The following is a 17,527-nucleotide window of genomic DNA, read 5'->3' on the forward strand; positions in this document are numbered from 1 at the left end:
GCCTTTCGAATCATCCTAAGCGTAGCTCGGATGATCAAAGGCCTTCTATCAAGTTAACACCAGACCAACAAAATGTAGTGGACTTCTTCGTTCTGCTTGCATCCATTGAGCCGAAGACCAAAGTCGATGAATCCTCCAAATAGTTGCACCTCGGTTCCGCAGAATCGCAGTGGCTGGCTAAGTTTGCTCAAATCGGGTCAATCTTTCCAACGTATAGCGTACGGCTCGACCATATGAGCTCGTCGAATTAAAGCTTGGCCCACCACTTTCACGCAGTTTTTTGATGGCATCTTTCGGTGGAAGAAATTGTCCCTCTGACACGTGAAATGCAAACGTGGCCAAGTTGCGCTCAGAAACATTTCGATGTCGCCCATTGAAGAATTTCTTCTTGGCTGACGCAAAGCACTGTGCCACTTGCTTGGGGGTCATGGTAGGGTCAAGTGTCATGGATATTCGGCCGAGGCAAGCATATTTTGATCGTGGTATTAGTTGGAAAGTACAAGAGTGAACTGTTGGAATCTCGTCACCGATGATCCACGCTACCACCTCGTAGTGCCACGTGAATTGGTAGCGTGCCATGAGCCGTGATGCCAGTTGAGATATTCCGTCAGCTAGAGCGTTGGGAATTTTGTATTCCAAAATCAAAACGTCTTGCCAGTCGATATATTTGACTGCGAGTGAGCCGCTTTCTTGTTCTTGAAGATAAGGATCTATATCCGACTTCAATCCAATGTTCTCAAACCATGATTTCGCTTGATCTGCGGTGATGGGAAATGTTTCAATTTCTCGTCGCATCGCAATTACATCATCGTCCTTCGATGCCATGTTGCAAGCCAGCAAAGCAATCGCTCGATCTCGAACTTCGGAGTTTGAGCCTTGAGCAAACTTGGGCGATGCAAATGGCCGTGTAAACGTCGCCCTCGCAGAGGATATTAGCTCTGTCAATTCCACCATATCCTCAAGATCTGAACTATCAAGTAGATAACCTTGATTGAACAAGAATTGATACTCCTCGTAAGTCAGCTTCGGCTGCAGTTCTCCTAAACTGCCCCTGATCTTGTCGTACCCGTCCATTGATGCATTTTACGATTCCGATCGTGACACCAGATGTAAAACAACCGACGATGAACGAAATCGAATCTCCACAACTCGACGTGATCCCAGCCAAAGCTCTGCTTTCTGTCCCTGAAGTGGCAACTGTTCTGGGGCTGGGACGAACTGTCACTTACCGCCTTGTCTTGGAGGGCACGATTCCTTCGTGCAAAGTTCCAGGCACGCGATGTCGGCGTATACCTCGCGAGGGTTTGATTGCATGGATAAAGACCTTGGGATGAAAATGAATTCTCGCCCGTTTGCCAACTCCGAAACAGCTCAGCTTGCCCGTTTCCGAGCTTCTTATCCGCATCTTGCACTGGATCCACAGCTTGGAAGCTTGTTTGTCGAAGTTCATGGACTTGCTGAAAACAAAGTTGCGGAAATTAGGAGTTCCGGCTTAGGCGGAAAGGAACACTTGATCATTTTTGACCTGGTGAGACTTTTGAAGGCACGCTTGGGGGAGCAAGCAGATGTGAGGTCTTGGTTGCCTTTGGTCCATGTTTATCGAGATCATCTTGAGCAAGAGGGAATTATCGAATTGTGTCAAATGGAGCATTGGTTTGATGACAACGCTCTCGAGATGGAAGTTATAACTTCATGGCAGGTCGCAATATTCGCCTTAAACGAGCAACCATTGGGTTGGGCATTCCGAATGGCCAATGCCTATCCAGTGCGCCTAGATCCATCAATCACGATTCCCGGCGACACCATCCTGGTCTTGTCAGTATGTTGGTACCTTGCTTCGCTGAGCCCTCGAAGGAACTTCTTTCTAAGCACATCCGATTGTTCTGCAATCATTTTTGGATGGAAGGGCAGAAGACTTTACCAAGCTCTTCAGTACCTGATTGATGCGAAGTTTATTCGTGTCGTAGCTGAAGGTGAGCCCCGATCCAAGGCGAGAACACTGTATATGCCTGTCCGTTCAAGGAAGTTTATGCCACCCGTTTGCAAACTTAGGTTCAATCGAACCTCCAGTAAGAAGACTAAGTAGTTTATGCCTTATAGGAAGGGAATGTGAAAAAGGAAGACCAAGCGTCGCGAACACGTAAACTTTCTGTAAACAGTTGCGAAAGTTTACTTGTTCAAAAAAGGGGAAGACCGAAAGGAAGCAGTCAGCTTTCCAATCAACTTGTTCAAAAAATTGCCCAGCTATTAGAAATTGGAGTGAGGTTTCCGATTGCAGCGGAATCACTGGGAATTCCACGGCGGACAGCTTATTCATGGCGTCAGCGAGGTGAACGGATCTCTGTCGAGTTTCTCGACGACATTAAGCAAGTCCCAAGAGAAGAGTGGATTTTTCTGCATTTTCTGCACGAAATTGAGCGTGCTAAGTCTCAAGCGATCGTCGACGTGCTTAAAATTGCTCGACGAAAGATTCGTTCGACATCTGACGCACTGAAGCTCCTGGAGTACATTGCTCCCGAAGAATTTGGGCCTAGAGTCAGGAAAGCGCGTGCTAACCCATCTGAATACTCGCTCAACGAGGAGTTGTGTAGGATCGTAAAGGAATCAAATGAAGCACAAGCGAGACTTGCCGAGCATATGTTGAACGGTACCACTGAGCATTCAAGCGTAAACTTTGAAAAATTTACAAGTCAGCAGAGTTTACAAAAGTTGACAGGGCCGCCCGACGAACTCACTCAACCCCTTCGTTGATGGCCCTTTTGAGTCGACTTGATGCGCGGCGTTGAGCCTCTCTCATGACGCCACCGTACGTGTTCACCGTCAAAGCGATTTGACTGTGCCCCAAGAAGTTCATAACCTCGGACGCTTCTTCTCCGGCTGATAGCATAAGCGTGGCCGCCGTATGCCGGAAGCTATGGAAGCTCAGCTGCCGTATTTCCGCCTTTTCGCAAAGGTCCTTGAGGTGTTTGTTTGCAAGCTTTGGATCTAGAGGATGACCTTTCGAACTTACAAAGACCAGGTCCATCTTGTTTTCGAATCCATTGATCGAGAAGATCATTTTTTGGTCCGCAAGGAGCTTCATAACATCCTCATCGAGGGGCAAGATTCTTTTGCTTGACTTGCTCTTTGGGGGAAGCAACACCGGCTTTCCATCCACCCATTGGAGTTGATTGCGCACGGTGATGGTATTTGCTTTGAAGTCGACATCTGTCCACCTGAGTCCTGTGAGTTCACCTATCCGCATGCCCGTGTATGGAGCCAACAGGATTAGATTTCGTAGGTGATGACCTTCGGTGATCGCAAACAGTTTGCGCAATTCTGGCTGTGTGAAGAAGGTTTCCGACCGAGTCTCGACTCTTGGAGGCTTCGTAAACTTTGCAACGTTGTCTGCAACTAACCGCTCTCGCTGAGCCTGAGAAAGGGAAGCGCGCAGAACTCGATGAATCCCATTTACTGATGTACTCGAGAGGCCTTCGTGAAGCTTGGTCGTCATGAACTTCTGAACTTCCTGCCCCGTTAGCTTGCGGAGAGTGATCCGGCCAAGTCCAGGCTTAAGGTGGTTGTTGACTTGCTCCTTATACGATTTCACTGTCTTGGGGGCGAGAGGTGGAGTTGTCACAAAGACTTCGAGCCACTTATCCAGCCATTCTCCAACCGTGCAATCTTTGGAGACAGGCGCAAAGCCTCCCTTTTTGAAAGCGTGGAGGAAGTCTTGTGCAAGGGAAACAGCTTCGGCTCTGGTCTTTGCATAGAAGCTCTTCCGAGCTAGCTTTCCATCAACATAGCCCATCGAAACTCGAGCCATCCATCGGCCGTCGGATCGTTGGGAGACGCTGTATCCGTCCGCTCTTCTCTTACTTGCCATTATTCACCCCACCGAGAAGCCCAAATGCATTCATTGTTGAACCTAAAATGGGCCGAAAAGTTGACACCACTTTTGACACCAAAGAACACGAACATTGGCATTGTTTTGCGATCATTCACGAACTATCATACACTAGAAATAGGTTCAAATGAACAGTTGCGAACAATAGCGAAAGGCCCTAGAACTAACTTTTAATCAGCGGGTCGTAGGTTCGAGCCCTACACGGTCCACCATTAGAAATAAGTTCAATTAGCCCTCGGAAGAGGGCTTCTTTGTTTCAACGGGCTTTGTTCGATTCAGAAGCGCTACGAACCAGTTCGAATAACAATCCCAGGGTGATCTGGCCAGTTTTGGCCGTCTCTATAAATGCCTGAAACCAACATTTCGCCATAGGCTTTTTCTCTCGTTCTGTTACTTATTTTTGCCAGAATCGTTTATATTTTGTGCTTGACAAGATGCCGCTAATGGCGGCCATACGGGGCTCTTGGTGTATCCTCTCGCAAACCCGGGTGGACGGTGAACCTTTGCGTCAAGGACTGAGTCAAAACGGGTACTCGATCCATGAGCGATACGTCTAATCAAAGTCCGCGGCTTCGTCAGCGCAAAGAGCCGGCGATCGTTCATGAATTACCTGGCGCACCTAAGTTTGTGGGGCGTACCGAGGAGCTAGAGCAGCTTCGTGAGTTTCGAAAGACTCCGGGTGGCGTTTTCTCCCTTGTAGGTATCGGCGGCGCGGGCAAGACGGCGGTTTTGAAGAGGTTCCTCGACGAGACGCTCGAATCCAATACCTATGACGGCATCCTGGTTTGGAGCTTTTACGACGACCCAGACACGAACGCATTCCTTCGGGCCGCCGTCGAGTACGTTTCGGGCCAGGTTTCGCTGGACGCCAGTGGAAGCGGGTGGTTTCACGCGCTCAAGCAATCCCTTGAAGATGGGGCTCGCTATTTGTTCGTTCTAGACGGGCTGGAAAGAGTTCAGCGATCGTTTACGGATGCGCAGGGCATTTACGGCGAGTTGGAAGACGCGCTGTTACGCGGGTTCTTGCTCCGCCTGCTTTCGAGTTCTAGCCAAAGCCAAGCAATCTTGACCAGTCGATTCCCGGTGTCGGACCTGGATCGATGGAATCGACGCGGATACGATTCGCTGGACATCGACCAGCTCGACTCCAGCGCGGCGTTTCATATACTGCGAACGGTTCACGGCGTATCCGCCGACGATCAGGTCCTTCAACAGATCACCAGTCAATTTGGGCGGCATGCCCTGACGATCGACCTACTTGGAGCCGCGATCTCTCACTTTTTCAATGGTGATCCGACTCAGGTTTTGGCGATGAAGATCGAGGATTCGACGGATACCTCGGTCGCGAGACTTGCAGGGGTCTTGAATCTATACCAGAGCCTCTTGTCGCAAAGAGAGCTCGACCTCATGAGTCGGCTCTGCGTTTTCCGCTTTGGGGTCACACTTGAGAGCCTTGAGGACATCTTCCTCACGAATGTGGCGGCTGCTGGCAGCCTCGCGGAGTGTTCCCATTCGGAACTTGAGCAGGTTGTCATGGTGCTGACGAGGGTCCACTTATGCAGCCGAGAACCTAGCGGAAAGTTCAGCGTCCACCCGGCCGTCCGCGACCACTTCTACCGGCTTTTTCGAGACACCACGGAAATTCACGGCGCTATCAGCGACCATCTGCTTTCGTTGTCGACTCGGCCCGGTATTGGTCTGCCGACAGAGAAAGAGTCGCTCGACCTGCTGGAAGAGCTTATTCACCATGCGATTCGAGCCAATCGCATGGCGGACGCACTGGAAATCTATCGCTACCGAATGGGTGGAAACGAGCATCTCAACGTCAACTTGGGCGAATATACGCGCACCTTTCGAATCCTCTCCGCCTTTGAGACGTGCCCCGACCCCAGCGGGATGTACTATTGCCTGCGGGCCTTTGGGGACTTTGAGGAGGCACTGAAATGGCGGCCCCAAAATCGCTACATTCGCATCGCCAATGGACACCTTGAAGCCCTGCGTGACGATGCGAACGAAACGACACGCCGCGCGGCTCGGTATTTGTTGGGCGAATCGGGGCGAGTGCCGGATCGAATGGCAGATTTTCCGATATCGGCGGCTCATCTACACCTTTTGGCGAATAGCCTCGACGACGCCGAGGCCGCGGCGAACAACGAGGCCAAAGTCGCACTTTATCAAGACGACAAGTCGAGAGCCGAACTGGCTTTGGCCGAGATCGACCGGAGGCGAAGCCATTTGTCGGATGCTCGCAGAAGGCTCGACCGAGCGGCAGAGTGGGTGCTCCGATCCGGCTCTCACGAGCATCTTTGTCTTCTGTTCTTGTTTCGTGGCCGGATGGACCTGGATTTAGGAGACCACAAGTCGGCCCTCTCCACTTTGCAGGAAGCCCAGACGATTACGTTGGAATCGCAATTCCGCCTTGTGGGCGTCGAAGTTGCGGCCGAAATGTGTCGGGCTTTGACAGCAGGGGGACGGTTGGAGGAGGCTCAATCTTTGGCCGAAAGCGCCGGGCAGGCGGCGGCCAAAATGCGATACGTGTATGGAGAAATGATGGTGATCAAGGCGGCGGTCGATCTTGCCACCATCACGGAGAATAAGGATGCTGTGCGGCAATCGCTTATGCGGCTGCTCGAGCTTCAAAAACTCGTCAACGATCCTCTCGCTTCCCGAACCGAATTGGCCCTGAAGCAGGTGCAGAATTGAAACTTCTAACATGGGGCTTTCGTCAAAATAGAACTTGGAACGAATTGGTACGTTCTGTGCTTATTAATTGCGTGTGGGAACTGAGTTGAATAAGGTGTCGGCTTGATACTTAATGAATCTCTGAATCGGAGACGGATTCTTGGCAGACTCGGCGAGCGTCTGCTAGCCGAAGGCGCGATCGCGGACGAGACTCTGCGGCAGGCTTTGGAACTTCAGCAGAGCAGTGGCGGCTTTCTCGGCGAACTGCTGGTTTCGCTTGGCGCCATCACTCCCAGCCAACTTCGCGGACACCTGGAAGAGATCACCGGTTTTCCTTTCGTGGACATCTCGGAGGTCGATATCGACCGAGACCTTTCCACCCAGCTTCCCGAGCATTTTGTGGTTTCGAACCTCGTCCTTCCATTTCGAGAAAAGAATGGCAGTATTCACGTAGCGATGGCCGATCCGCTCAACCTTTCGCTGGTTGACGAGATTCGAGCGTCCTTGGGACGACCAGTCGTGCCATATTTGGCACTTACGCAAGACCTCGAGTTTGCGATCAAGCGGGCGTTCGACGTCCGACAAAAGACGCGATCGGTCCTCGACGAAATCCAAATCGACCGCGGAGTCCAAACGAGCCAAATCGACGAATTGATCGATCAGGTGGAGGAAGCTCCCCTAGTCCGCTTGGTTTCGAGCGTTCTGCTAGCCGCTTCTAGTGCGGGCGCTAGCGACATCCATGTCGAGCCTCAGGAAGGCAATGTCCGGGTGCGGTTTCGAGTCGATGGTGTTCTTTACGACCAGATGACGATCCCCACAAGTCACCTGGCGGCCTTTGTTTCGCGACTGAAGGTCATGTCCGGGCTGAACATCGCCGAGAGACGACGACCTCAGGACGGAAGATTTACCATCAAGGATGACTTGGACAATCGGTTCGATGTTCGCCTTAGCATTATGCCTACCGTTTACGGCGAGAAGGCGTGTATGCGGTTGCTGGAAAAGTCGAACTCCATCGCCAAGATGGACAAGCTCGGCTTTATGTCGGACCAAAAGGCCAAGTTTGAGCAGTTCGTTCGTCGGCCACATGGCCTCGTGCTGGTTACCGGGCCGACGGGATCGGGTAAATCGACCACGCTTTATACGGCGCTGCAGAGCATCAACGATTCCAGCAAGAACATCAACACGATCGAGGATCCGGTCGAATACAAAATTGCCGGAATCAACCAGATGCAGGTGGACGTCAAGACGGGCGTCACCTTTGCGACTGGCTTGCGAACGCTGGTGCGCCAAGACCCCGACGTGATTCTGGTTGGAGAAATCCGCGACCGTGACACAGCGGAGATCGCTATCCAAGCGGCCCTAACGGGACACCTGGTGCTGAGCACTCTGCACACGAATGACGCGCCCAGCGCGCTCGTTCGCCTTCAGAACATGGGGATCGAGCCGTTCCTCATCAGTTCGGCGGTAATCGGCGTAGTGGGCCAACGCCTGTTGAGAGTTTTGTGTCCCTATTGCCGAGAGACCTACACGCCTACCATCGACGAAATGATGTCGGCTCAGCTTCCGATTGGATCGGGAGAATCGATGCCTCATTTGGCGAACCCAGTCGGGTGCCGTCGGTGCGATAACCGTGGTAGTCGAGGCCGAACCGCAGCAATGGAAATCTTTGGAATGACCGATGAGATGCGAAAGTTAGTTCTTAAGGAAGCATCGGCAAATGAGCTATACGATCTGGCGCGTCGAGAAGGTATGGTAACGATGCGAGAAGCCGCGATCAATAAGGCACTTGACTTGCAAGTGTCGCTGTCGGAACTTCATCGCGTGTTTTCACAAGAGGATTAATCCATGCCGACCTTCAAATACGCGGCTCGCGATGCGAGTGGGAAGTCCGTTACGGGAGTAATGGACGTCGAAAGCGAAACTGAACTGCGTAAGGCGCTAAGGATGAACGACTTGTTTTTGGTCAAGTCGTCAAACCACTTAAAAGGTGCGACCCAGTCGGTTTCGTCGGCGGGACGCGGAGGGCATTCACCTAGTATTTTCGACCGAAAGCCTAGCCTTCAAGATTTGGTGATCGCTATGCGGCAGCTTGGAACGACGGTCCGGGCAGGCCTGCCGTTGGTTCAGGCGCTAGAACTCGTCGGTTCTCAAACTAATAAGCCGGCTTTGGCAAGCGCGTTTGTCGATCTCGAACGGGCTGTATCAGAAGGAAACATGCTCTCAACCGGGATGCGTAGCCACCCGAAGCTCTTTACTCCCTTAATGGTTTCATTGGTCGAGGCTGGAGAACTCGCGGGAACCCTCGATCAGACCTTAGAAATTGCCGCCATGCAATTGGAAAGGGAAGCCGACCTTCGACGAAAAGTTCGCGCGGCAACGGTTTACCCTAAGCTCGTAGTGGCCGCTTGTATTGGTACGATTGCGGTCATGCTGACTGTCGTTGTCCCCGTCTTTGCCGAGGTTTACCAGTCCCTCCACGCGCAGTTGCCGACGGCAACCACTACGCTCATCAAGGTTAGCGAAGTCTTTGTGCACTATTGGTGGGCCGCCGTTCTGATCGTCGGAGTGCTCTCCTACGGGTTCAAGCGATACCGGACAACGCAGAACGGAAAGATTGTCGTCGATGTTGCGCTGATGAAGATTCCGGTTTTAGGTGTAGTACTGCGCAAGATTTCCATAGCGCGGTTCGTTCAGACCCTGGCGGGTGCGCTCAAAGGCGGCGTTCCGGTTCTCCAAAGTTTGACTATTGCCGGTTCGACGGCGGGTAACGCCGTCATCGAACGGGCCGTAAATGACTCGGCCAAGAATGTGCGAGATGGATCGACGATTTCGGAAGAACTCCAGAAATCCGGCGAGTTTCCTTTGATGGTTACCCGCCTTGTGGCAGCAGGCGAAGCCACTGGCAACCTAGATACCATGCTCGAAGAGATAAATAAGTTTTACGAGCAAGATGTCGAGTATGCGGTGAACAACTTTACTCGGATGATCGAGCCGGTTATGACTATTTTAGTTGGTGGCATTGTTCTGGTCGTACTCTTGGCTCTCTACATGCCAATCTTTAGTCTCGGAAAAGCCGTTCAAAATTCGGCGCTAAAGTAACTTGTCGAGTCGGAAGCCTGGGTTGGCCCGCCCACACTGCCAAAACCTCCGATTCAAGACTCCCTGTAACGGAAAGTAGGTATTGCTTTGTGGCTACAACTTTCTGACTAAGATTTACCGTGGCCCCTATATTTGGATGTAGGCGCGATGTACGGATATATCACTGCGCGAAATTCTCGGAATAGTGATAATATTTATTTGAATATTGTCGACAATAGAAGAGTAATGTCGGTTGTCTTTGTCAGCCACTATGAACAGACTTTGGCAACATCGTAAGGTTGCCAGTGTATAGAGAAAGTTATCGAAATTTTTGCGCACATATACTTCTCTATATTGAAATTGGCATATAATGTGCAACGGTCTTCATTGGCCATACATAACCTGCGCGTTCGTCGTCTGCCGAACAAGCGGGCTCTGCATTGGAGAGATACAAAACAAATGAAAAAGTCTATTAAGAAGGGGTTCACGCTTATTGAGCTTCTGGTCGTCGTTTTAATCCTGGGTATCATCACCGCGGTCGCTTTGCCGGCCTACATGAGCTCCATCAAGGATGCTCGAACGAAGACTGCCGTCACCAACGCTCGGATCATCGCAACTGCGGCTCAGCAGATTGCTGTTCGAACCGGCGCTTACCCGGCTGACTTCACGGACGCTACGTTCCTTGCCGATCTTGGTGGAGCCATTCCTACCAATCCGTGCACGGGAACTGCACTTGCCGCTGACTGGGGCTACGTTCCGACCGCAACGTCGGCTACGATCACTCCGGTTGCGACCAACTGCAACGCGATCACCGCAATCACCGTCAAGATCAATCCTTAATCAGGATCTCGTCTACACTCTCAAACAGATGGTTTGACCGGGTAATTGCCCGGTCAAACCATGAATTATTTTTCGGGTTTAACTCCTGCGGTCTGGAAATATGCGGAGAAGCAAGCGCAATTTTGGCGGTGTTCTGGTCACGGTCTTGGTGATCGTCATCGTTTCGTCGATGATTGTCGCGGCCACGCTGATGCTTTCAGCCCAACACTACTCGCTTGGATTTTCGGAGGCCCGTTCAGAGTCAGCGCTTCTCTTGGCAGAAGGCGGCATCAACGACGAACTGACGTTCATTTCAAAGAACATCGGCAACTCCAGCATCACATCGATTTCATCGCAACCGGTGGCGGCAAACGGCGAAACGGCCATCTATCCCGGAGAAGGTTCCATCATCAAAGGCCGCAAAGGCTCGATCAGCGGAACCGACGGAAACTTTTGGGTCTACACCAGCCAAGACCAGGCGGGCACGACCGGATGGGACGGCAAAACTTCGGGATTTTGGATTACAGCAAGGTCTTACGTGCGTGGGTCGTGGCGCAAGGTTCAGGCTCAAGTCACGAATTCTTCGATCTTCAGCCTGTACGCCGTTTTCGCCCTTGCGAACTATGGCAACAGTTCCCCGGCGATCTCGCTTCAAAGCTCCGATGTCATCGTCGTCGGGACCGCAGGTACCAACGGCATCATTTCGAATAACTCGAGTTACCCTTCTTTCAAGCTCGACAACGGAATCAACGCGAATCGAAGCGTCCAGACCGGAACCGGCTTTTCCAACACCAACCTTACCGACGCGAACGCGGGCGCCATATACGTTCAGAACACACCGGTCACCTATCCGTTAACTTCTAGTGTTCTCAGCCGTACCTTTGGGCTTAGCACCGGCACCGATCCGTGGACGTACATCTCAGGTCACTCCAGCAATGCCACGGGTGTCTATACGTTTCGCTCAAATGCGACGGGGTCGCCGCCGGCGATCAATACGTCCAACTGCCAGGCGATGTCGGGTGGGGTCAGCACAACCCTTTCCAATTCGGGCGGAAATTTGGGCAGTTGGGCCAACGCTGGCACGTCGCGAAAGTCCTCCTTCACGATCACGAATGTTTCGAAAGCATCAGGGAGCAGTCTGATCGAAATTACCCTTCAATCGAATCAGGGGACCGGACTCTTCCCGACCGGTCGAACCGTGACGATTTCTGGCGTTTCTGGTACGAACGGGATCGACACCGCGGCCAACGGTACATGGGCGATTACGCTCACCAACGATGGAACGGGAAATGGCGCTAATAACAAGATTCACTTTACGCTGACCGGTTCGACGTTCCCTAACGGAGCCTCGTATTCCAATAACTCCGGTTCGGTTTCCATCGGTGTTCGCACGCTCATCTTTGAACCAGGCGACTACTACTTTAATAACATTAGCCTGCCGTATAACTCGCAGACGGACCTCTATATTGACCCGAACGCCTTGGCGAGCGGCGGAACTCCGGGACAGGTGCGCTTTTGGATCAACGACACATCGGGCGGCGCACAAAACGACAATATTCAGTTGCAGGTGAACGTTGCGGGTGGATTGACCGACCCTAGTCTTTTCCGAATTTACGTCGGGAAGAAAGGGAAGACCTTCCAATTCTCTCGACCATCGAATCCAGTGGACTACCTCGGAACCGCGCTGACCGGGGACTTCAACGTCTACGGAGGTGTTTACGCGGTCTGCAACGCCCCAGGCGATGCGTCAAGCGGATCGACGATCATCTTCGACGGCCCCACTGCGACTGGCAGTCCGCGGATTGTCCTCACCGGATCGCTTCTGGCCGACTCGGTCAATTTCAACGGCAATTGTAAGATCGTCTACAATCCTGCGTCTAATCCTTCCGATCCAGTTGGAGCGGGAATCATTTCGGGTGGCTACAACGATGGCGGGTAGTCGGCGCAGAACGCGGCTTGGATTCACGATCATCGAAGGGATTGTCGCGGCGCTGATCATGGCGCTCGCCATTGCCGGAATGTTTGCCGGTTGGAACGCCATCGACTGGCGATACTACTCGACCCGGGAGGCAGTGCAGGCCGCCCAAATCGGTCGGGGTGAGTTGGAGCGGGCCAAAGTCTATGGCGCCGATAACCTCCCCGTAGGATCCTACGATACCAATACCCAACTTGGGACATGGACGGGGTCCTACATCTCGTCGTCCGGAGCCTGGAGCTCGGGTGGAACCGCTTACTACGATTTAACCGGTACGCCGGTGGCCAGTTCGACCGCGGCGGGCGTCAAGTTTTCGGCTCAGATGACGATCACCGACTCGGACGTGCGGCCGAATCTAGCCAACACGTCTTACGCCTTTACCGTCACTAGCAAGCGGGCTGCCGTTATCACGGTTCGTCGGATATCCGACAGCCAGATTCTCTTTACACAGGGCACCAATCTGGTTCGAGGGGGAATATGAGTCGAAGAGGAACGTCGCTGATCCAGGTTTTGGCCGCGGTTGTCATCATGTCGGTTCTATCCGCAGGTGTCTTCCAGGCCGTGGTAAACCTGGTCAAGGAAAGGGAATTCAGCGCCAAGAATCCGACGATTCAGGAAGATGCTCGGCAGATGGCCAATCTTTTGGCGGGTGCATTCCGCCGTTCGTCGCTGTGCACTTCGACCGACTCTGGCTGTACGTTGAACTCGGCCGTATCGAGCTTTTCGGCAAGTGGCGTCACGATCTACACGCGTCCGTCTTCCACGCTAGTCCAGACGGCTTACGGCATTACGAACGGTTCTTTCACGAAAACTGTCGGAGGGACCTCTACGACCCTCTACACGGACGCAAGTCTGAACATTACGTACTATTCGTCGAACTCTTACAATGCGACTTCGATGACGGCAACAGCGCCTGGATCGTTGTCAGGACCGAACCTTGTGGCGGTCAAAATCCAGGCTACGATTACGAGGAGCGGATTCGTGGGAACGTATTCGACGATTGTTCGGCTGAGGAACAGTCCAAAACGTCTCTAGAGTCTTGGATTTGTGTTAAAAACGGGTAAATTTGCTAGGCTAAATTTCAATGGCGCGCGAAACGGAACACATAGGAATCGACATAAGTGAGCACGAGATTCGTGCCGTCCAGCTTCGCACCCGAAACGGCAAACCGGCAGTGGTTAAGGCGGCTTGGGTGCCAATTCCTGAGAACGCCTTTCAGGATGGTCGAGTCAAGCACATCGGAGCGCTTTCTTTGGCCCTTAAGCGCCTCTTGGAGTCGTCCGGTTTTGGGCGCGCGACTTCTCGAGCGGTGCTGAGTGTCAGCAGTGACCGACTTGCGATTCGAAACATTGCGATTCCGCCGGTTCCAGATTCAGAGCTAGCCGCAGTCGTCGCCGGAGAGGTCGAGCATTTTGGACTGTTGCAGAGCAGGGGCGGCGCTTTTGGCTTTATTCGGCTTCTGCCGCCCAACCGGACCGCCTCTACCGGATCCCAACAGGTGACCGTGATGGCGGTGGATGACGAGTTGACGTCCCAACTTCGCGAAGTCGCCGAGCGGGCCAACGTTGAAGTCGTTGCGCTCGAACCAAGCGCACTTTCCATGCTTCGGACCGTAGCGGCGGCGACGCCAGCCAGCGGAACGGCCTTTACGCTGATCGTCGGCCGGGAATTTACGGACGCGATCTTTTGGATCGACGGAGGGTTGGCCGCTTATCGGCGGTTGGACGTGGGCTCGATCATGATGATGCCGGTCGTGCGGCATCGTGAGGTAGTGGTGGCCGATTCTGCCGCTACGGCCGTCTCCGACCCCCTAGAAGGGCTCCATGAGGGGGCGGTAGATCGCTTGGCCCTGGAAACTCGACGAACCATCGAATATCTTCAGCGAGAGTTTGCTGATTTCGCTGTGTTGGATCGAATTCAGCTCATCACCGATTTTCAGCCGATGGAGCCGCTCGCGAGAGTTCTCTCACGACAATTCGGAATCGAAACCTCGCTCGTCATGGTTCCGACATCACCGCAAGATTCTTCGACCGCGCAGGCCGAAATGTCCGGGGTGGGCGGAATTCGATATTCAACCGCCTATGGCCTGGCTTTGTACAACGCGATGATGCCGGGAAGCAAAGTTCCGAAGTTGGACTTGTTCTCGACTCAGCGGACCGCCCAGGTCTACGAGGCGACGAAACGTAACTTCGCGGGTTCCATCGTCGTTTCGGCTCTGGGCATCGCGCTCGGAGTACTCGGCTTTGTGATGTACAACATGCAGATTTCTCGCGTGGAGGGCGTGATTGGCTCGACCAACGCCCAGACGGCGGCGATCGAGGCGCAGATCGACCAAACGATGGAAGAACGGGCGCTCCACACAAGGCAGTACCGAGCCTTGCGAAAGGAAGGAGTGCCGATCGGCGCAATGATGGACTACATCGTTGGGAGTCTGCAAAGTGGAGTCGGCCTTAAGTCGGTAACCGTGGGCTCCGACCTCAAAGTGGTTATTTCTGGTGAAGCTGTCGACGAGGCGTCGGTCATCAAGACTACTCAGAATCTACAAAGGAGTCCGGTCCTCAAGGGACTGATGATCAATTCCTTCTCTCGTATCGAGAACCAAGTCGGCAACGGTATCCAATTTCAGTTAAGCGGGCAGACGGTCTCGATGGACCGAATCAAGATGCCGAAGGAGGCCAACTGATGAGACCCGAGCCGTATCGAATTCTTGGATGGATCGTGCCAGCGATCTGCTTCGCGATTGCGACTTTCATCATCTTTTCGAAGCATGCGGCGTTCACCGCCAAGCAGAGCGAACTAGATTCCGCCAGTCTAAAGCTTCAGTCGGCGCGGACTCGCAAGACCGAGTTGGACCAGAAGCTGCCTGACCAATGGTATGCGTCGGTTCCGGCAAACTCCAACGAGGAGACGCAATTCTTGAACGACTTGCGGGAGCGGATGCACTCGACGGGTGTCGTGCTCATGCAGTGGACCTCGAAGGTGCAGAGCTACGGAGTGAACGCCAATGGCCAACCCGATCTGGCGGGAGGCGAGAACGCCGCCCTTCTGAAGGGAATCACCCGAGTCGACTGCGACCTCACCGTTGGCGGAGAGTACTCAGCCCTTCGACAGTTCATTGCCGGCCTGACTAGTTCAGACCGACTGTTTGCCCTGCATAACATCAACTGGAATCGGTCGGACAAGAGCGCCAACCAGTTGACCTTCTCGCTTTCGCGGTATGTCGCTCCCGAAGCACGGGCGGCACAAACTCCCAAGACTCAAACCGAGGCATCTATGCCATGAAATCAAAGCTAACATCCTTACTTGCTGTGGCTGCGGCCCTTTCTGGGGCCCAAACGCAATCTTCCGACTCCATTTCGATGGTGTTCTCCAATACCGAGGTCGGGGTCGTTCTGAAGGCACTTGGACTGCGTACCGGAGCCAATATCATCTATGTGGCCGGGAAGGACAAGGTCACGGTTTCCTTGTCCGTCAAGGTCAAGACGACGGAAGAAGCTATCCAGAGCGTGGCTTCCTCGGCGGGACTTGCCTACCGAAAGGTCGGAACGATGTTCGTGGTTGCTTCGCCGTCGAACATGCGCCAGGCGTTAGAGCCTTATTGCGAGACCGCCCTGTATACGCTCAAAGTAGGGAAGGCCGCGGACATTTCTCCCAAGCTTCAGGATCATCTTCCATTTGCGACGGTAACCCTCAAGGGAGCCAAGATCCAGGTCAAGGGGCTTCCCGAAGACCTGTCGCAAGCTCGAAGCGAGATCGACGAGTACCAAGCTGATATCATCGCCCGTCAAGAAGTCACCGATGTCGTGCTGCTCGACAATATGAGTGCCACGGAGATGCAACCCCTGTTGGAAGGCTTGTATCCCGACGTGAAGTTTTCGGCGACGAAGTCGGATAAGGAAGCGGGCGCGCTGGGCCTCTCCGGTCCGAAGGGCATGGTCGATATGGCCAAGCAGACGATCACCAAGCTCGATGCTGGCCGGTCGGCAGGACCGAATGCGGTCGTCTATCGAGTTTATGAACTGAAATACACCAGTGGACCTTCGATTTCAGAATTCCTGAAGGCGGCGATGCCGGACGTCGAAGTGTTTACCGGTCCTGAGTCGTATATTCCGCGCCGGGCGGTCTTTAATCCAATCTCGGCTCTTTTGAATAGCGGTTCGAGCACGAGCCTAATCGGGGGCAACAGCGGAAACCAGCAGGGAAGCCAACAAAGCAGTCAACAGAATGGCGGGAATAACCCGAATGAGTTGCCGATCAAGGTCGGCGACCGTGCGAAAAGCATCGTCTTGAAGGGGCGTGCGTCATCGGTCGAAGACAGCCTGAAGCTCATCGCCGAGTTGGACAAGAAGCCAAAGCAGATTGTGGTCGAGGTCAACGTAATCGAGACGACGCCTGAGACGAATCAGGACACCGGAATGCTGTATAACTGGTCGCCCTTCGATTTTGTCGAAGTACCGCCGGGTACGACGTTACTTCATGACCCAGGTGGCCAAGCACCTGTCGATTCAGTTACCACGAGACCCGCCGGTTTCGGGCAATTCAGCCGAGTACCTTCGAGCTTCCGGGCCATCCTCAGCGCGATGGTGACGAATAAGACAGCGAAGATTCTGGCTCGCCCCAAGATCGATGTCGTCGATAACGGCAACGGCTCGGTATTCATTGGAGACACGATCCGGGCGCTGGTGACCACGCAAGGACAGTTGGGTGCCCAGAACGTACAGATTCAGGAGTTTCCGGTCGGAATCATTCTCCTGATCGCTCCTCGCGTCAACTCGGACGGCAATATCACCCTTCACGTCAATCCGATCGTGAGCGCCGTGACGTCCATTGGCGACAATAACGTTCCGCAGACCAGCGTTCGCGAGGCGGACACGACCGTCATCGTGAAAAGTGGTGAGACAATCGTCTTGGGCGGCCTGATTCGGGATTCCGATGTCAAGACGATCCAAGAGGTTCCGTTCCTGTCGAAACTGCCGATCATCGGCGAACTTTTCAAGCGACGAACGAGCAGCCATAGCCGAACCGATATCATTGTTAGCATTACGCCCCACATGGTCTCGGACGACCCCAAATCCCCGGATAAGTAG

15 protein-coding genes are annotated in these 17,527 nt (G+C 53.4%); 13 read left to right on the forward strand and 2 right to left on the reverse strand.

All coding sequences use genetic code 11. The annotated features are described in order from the left end of the window. Window positions 1-177: 177 nt before the first annotated feature. Window positions 178-1,074 carry a hypothetical protein gene (locus GC165_12855; protein ID MBI1333755.1) on the reverse strand — a complete coding sequence of 299 codons (897 nt, stop codon included), beginning with the start codon at window positions 1,072-1,074 and terminating at the stop codon, window positions 178-180. 50 nt (window positions 1,075-1,124) lie between these two features. On the opposite strand from GC165_12855, the gene GC165_12860 reads away from it, so the two are divergent. The 3 genes from GC165_12860 to GC165_12870 are packed head-to-tail and all read left to right on the forward strand — an operon-like array spanning window position 1,125 to window position 2,751. Continuing rightward, entirely contained in the window at window positions 1,125-1,334 is a 210-nt protein-coding gene (locus tag GC165_12860) for a helix-turn-helix domain-containing protein (protein ID MBI1333756.1), read from the forward strand. Next, window positions 1,313-2,086 (forward strand): hypothetical protein, encoded by a 774-nt coding sequence (locus GC165_12865; protein ID MBI1333757.1) that lies wholly within the window; start codon window positions 1,313-1,315, stop codon window positions 2,084-2,086. The genes GC165_12860 and GC165_12865 overlap by 22 nt, the downstream gene beginning before the upstream one ends. 23 nt (window positions 2,087-2,109) lie before the next feature. Beyond that, window positions 2,110-2,751, forward strand: coding sequence for a hypothetical protein (locus tag GC165_12870; protein ID MBI1333758.1), 642 nt, complete (start codon window positions 2,110-2,112; stop codon window positions 2,749-2,751). Here GC165_12870 and GC165_12875 read toward each other — a convergent pair. After that, window positions 2,732-3,865 carry a tyrosine-type recombinase/integrase gene (locus GC165_12875; GenBank protein MBI1333759.1) on the reverse strand — a complete coding sequence of 378 codons (1,134 nt, stop codon included), beginning with the start codon at window positions 3,863-3,865 and terminating at the stop codon, window positions 2,732-2,734. The genes GC165_12870 and GC165_12875 overlap by 20 nt on opposite strands. Before the next feature lie 561 nt (window positions 3,866-4,426). Here GC165_12875 and GC165_12880 point away from each other — a divergent pair. The 10 genes from GC165_12880 to GC165_12925 all read left to right on the forward strand — a co-directional run bounded on the left by GC165_12880 (window position 4,427) and on the right by GC165_12925 (window position 17,527). After that, a complete protein-coding gene (locus GC165_12880; GenBank protein MBI1333760.1) occupies window positions 4,427-6,589 on the forward strand; it encodes a hypothetical protein in 2,163 nt (720 codons plus the stop codon). A gap of 102 nt (window positions 6,590-6,691) precedes the next feature. Next, a complete protein-coding gene (locus GC165_12885) occupies window positions 6,692-8,410 on the forward strand; it encodes a type II secretion system protein GspE (protein MBI1333761.1) in 1,719 nt (572 codons plus the stop codon). Between the two features lie 3 nt (window positions 8,411-8,413). Then, complete coding sequence (locus GC165_12890) at window positions 8,414-9,667, forward strand: hypothetical protein (GenBank protein ID MBI1333762.1); 1,254 nt, start codon at window positions 8,414-8,416, stop codon at window positions 9,665-9,667. A 438-nt stretch (window positions 9,668-10,105) separates the two neighbouring features. Next, window positions 10,106-10,486 (forward strand): prepilin-type N-terminal cleavage/methylation domain-containing protein, encoded by a 381-nt coding sequence (locus tag GC165_12895; GenBank protein MBI1333763.1) that lies wholly within the window; start codon window positions 10,106-10,108, stop codon window positions 10,484-10,486. A gap of 100 nt (window positions 10,487-10,586) precedes the next feature. Continuing rightward, a complete protein-coding gene (locus tag GC165_12900; GenBank protein MBI1333764.1) occupies window positions 10,587-12,404 on the forward strand; it encodes a hypothetical protein in 1,818 nt (605 codons plus the stop codon). Then, entirely contained in the window at window positions 12,394-12,921 is a 528-nt protein-coding gene (locus GC165_12905) for a hypothetical protein (GenBank protein ID MBI1333765.1), read from the forward strand. Before GC165_12900 ends, GC165_12905 begins: the two co-directional genes overlap by 11 nt. After that, window positions 12,918-13,475, forward strand: coding sequence for a hypothetical protein (locus GC165_12910; protein ID MBI1333766.1), 558 nt, complete (start codon window positions 12,918-12,920; stop codon window positions 13,473-13,475). The genes GC165_12905 and GC165_12910 overlap by 4 nt, the downstream gene beginning before the upstream one ends. A 49-nt stretch (window positions 13,476-13,524) precedes the next feature. Further along, the gene (locus tag GC165_12915; protein ID MBI1333767.1) at window positions 13,525-15,123 is read left to right on the forward strand and encodes a hypothetical protein; all 1,599 of its coding nucleotides are present in this window, start codon (window positions 13,525-13,527) and stop codon (window positions 15,121-15,123) included. Then, window positions 15,123-15,722 (forward strand): hypothetical protein, encoded by a 600-nt coding sequence (locus GC165_12920; protein ID MBI1333768.1) that lies wholly within the window; start codon window positions 15,123-15,125, stop codon window positions 15,720-15,722. The genes GC165_12915 and GC165_12920 overlap by 1 nt, the downstream gene beginning before the upstream one ends. Next, a complete protein-coding gene (locus GC165_12925) occupies window positions 15,719-17,527 on the forward strand; it encodes a hypothetical protein (GenBank protein ID MBI1333769.1) in 1,809 nt (602 codons plus the stop codon). The genes GC165_12920 and GC165_12925 overlap by 4 nt, the downstream gene beginning before the upstream one ends.

Source organism: Armatimonadota bacterium (assembly GCA_016125185.1).
GTDB lineage: Bacteria > Armatimonadota > Fimbriimonadia > Fimbriimonadales > Fimbriimonadaceae > Fimbriimonas.

Bases quoted from the DNA above. Each gene is read 5' to 3' on its own strand.
- GC165_12855 (MBI1333755.1), bottom strand. From the start codon at position 1,074: ATGGACGGGTACGACAAGATCAGGGGCAGTTTAGGAGAACTGCAGCCG.
- GC165_12860 (MBI1333756.1), top strand. From the start codon at position 1,125: ATGAACGAAATCGAATCTCCACAACTCGACGTGATCCCAGCCAAAGCT.
- GC165_12865 (MBI1333757.1), top strand. From the start codon at position 1,313: ATGGATAAAGACCTTGGGATGAAAATGAATTCTCGCCCGTTTGCCAAC.
- GC165_12875 (MBI1333759.1), bottom strand. From the start codon at position 3,865: ATGGCAAGTAAGAGAAGAGCGGACGGATACAGCGTCTCCCAACGATCC.
- GC165_12880 (MBI1333760.1), top strand. From the start codon at position 4,427: ATGAGCGATACGTCTAATCAAAGTCCGCGGCTTCGTCAGCGCAAAGAG.
- GC165_12890 (MBI1333762.1), top strand. From the start codon at position 8,414: ATGCCGACCTTCAAATACGCGGCTCGCGATGCGAGTGGGAAGTCCGTT.
- GC165_12895 (MBI1333763.1), top strand. From the start codon at position 10,106: ATGAAAAAGTCTATTAAGAAGGGGTTCACGCTTATTGAGCTTCTGGTC.
- GC165_12900 (MBI1333764.1), top strand. From the start codon at position 10,587: ATGCGGAGAAGCAAGCGCAATTTTGGCGGTGTTCTGGTCACGGTCTTG.
- GC165_12905 (MBI1333765.1), top strand. From the start codon at position 12,394: ATGGCGGGTAGTCGGCGCAGAACGCGGCTTGGATTCACGATCATCGAA.
- GC165_12910 (MBI1333766.1), top strand. From the start codon at position 12,918: ATGAGTCGAAGAGGAACGTCGCTGATCCAGGTTTTGGCCGCGGTTGTC.
- GC165_12915 (MBI1333767.1), top strand. From the start codon at position 13,525: ATGGCGCGCGAAACGGAACACATAGGAATCGACATAAGTGAGCACGAG.
- GC165_12920 (MBI1333768.1), top strand. From the start codon at position 15,123: ATGAGACCCGAGCCGTATCGAATTCTTGGATGGATCGTGCCAGCGATC.
- GC165_12925 (MBI1333769.1), top strand. From the start codon at position 15,719: ATGAAATCAAAGCTAACATCCTTACTTGCTGTGGCTGCGGCCCTTTCT.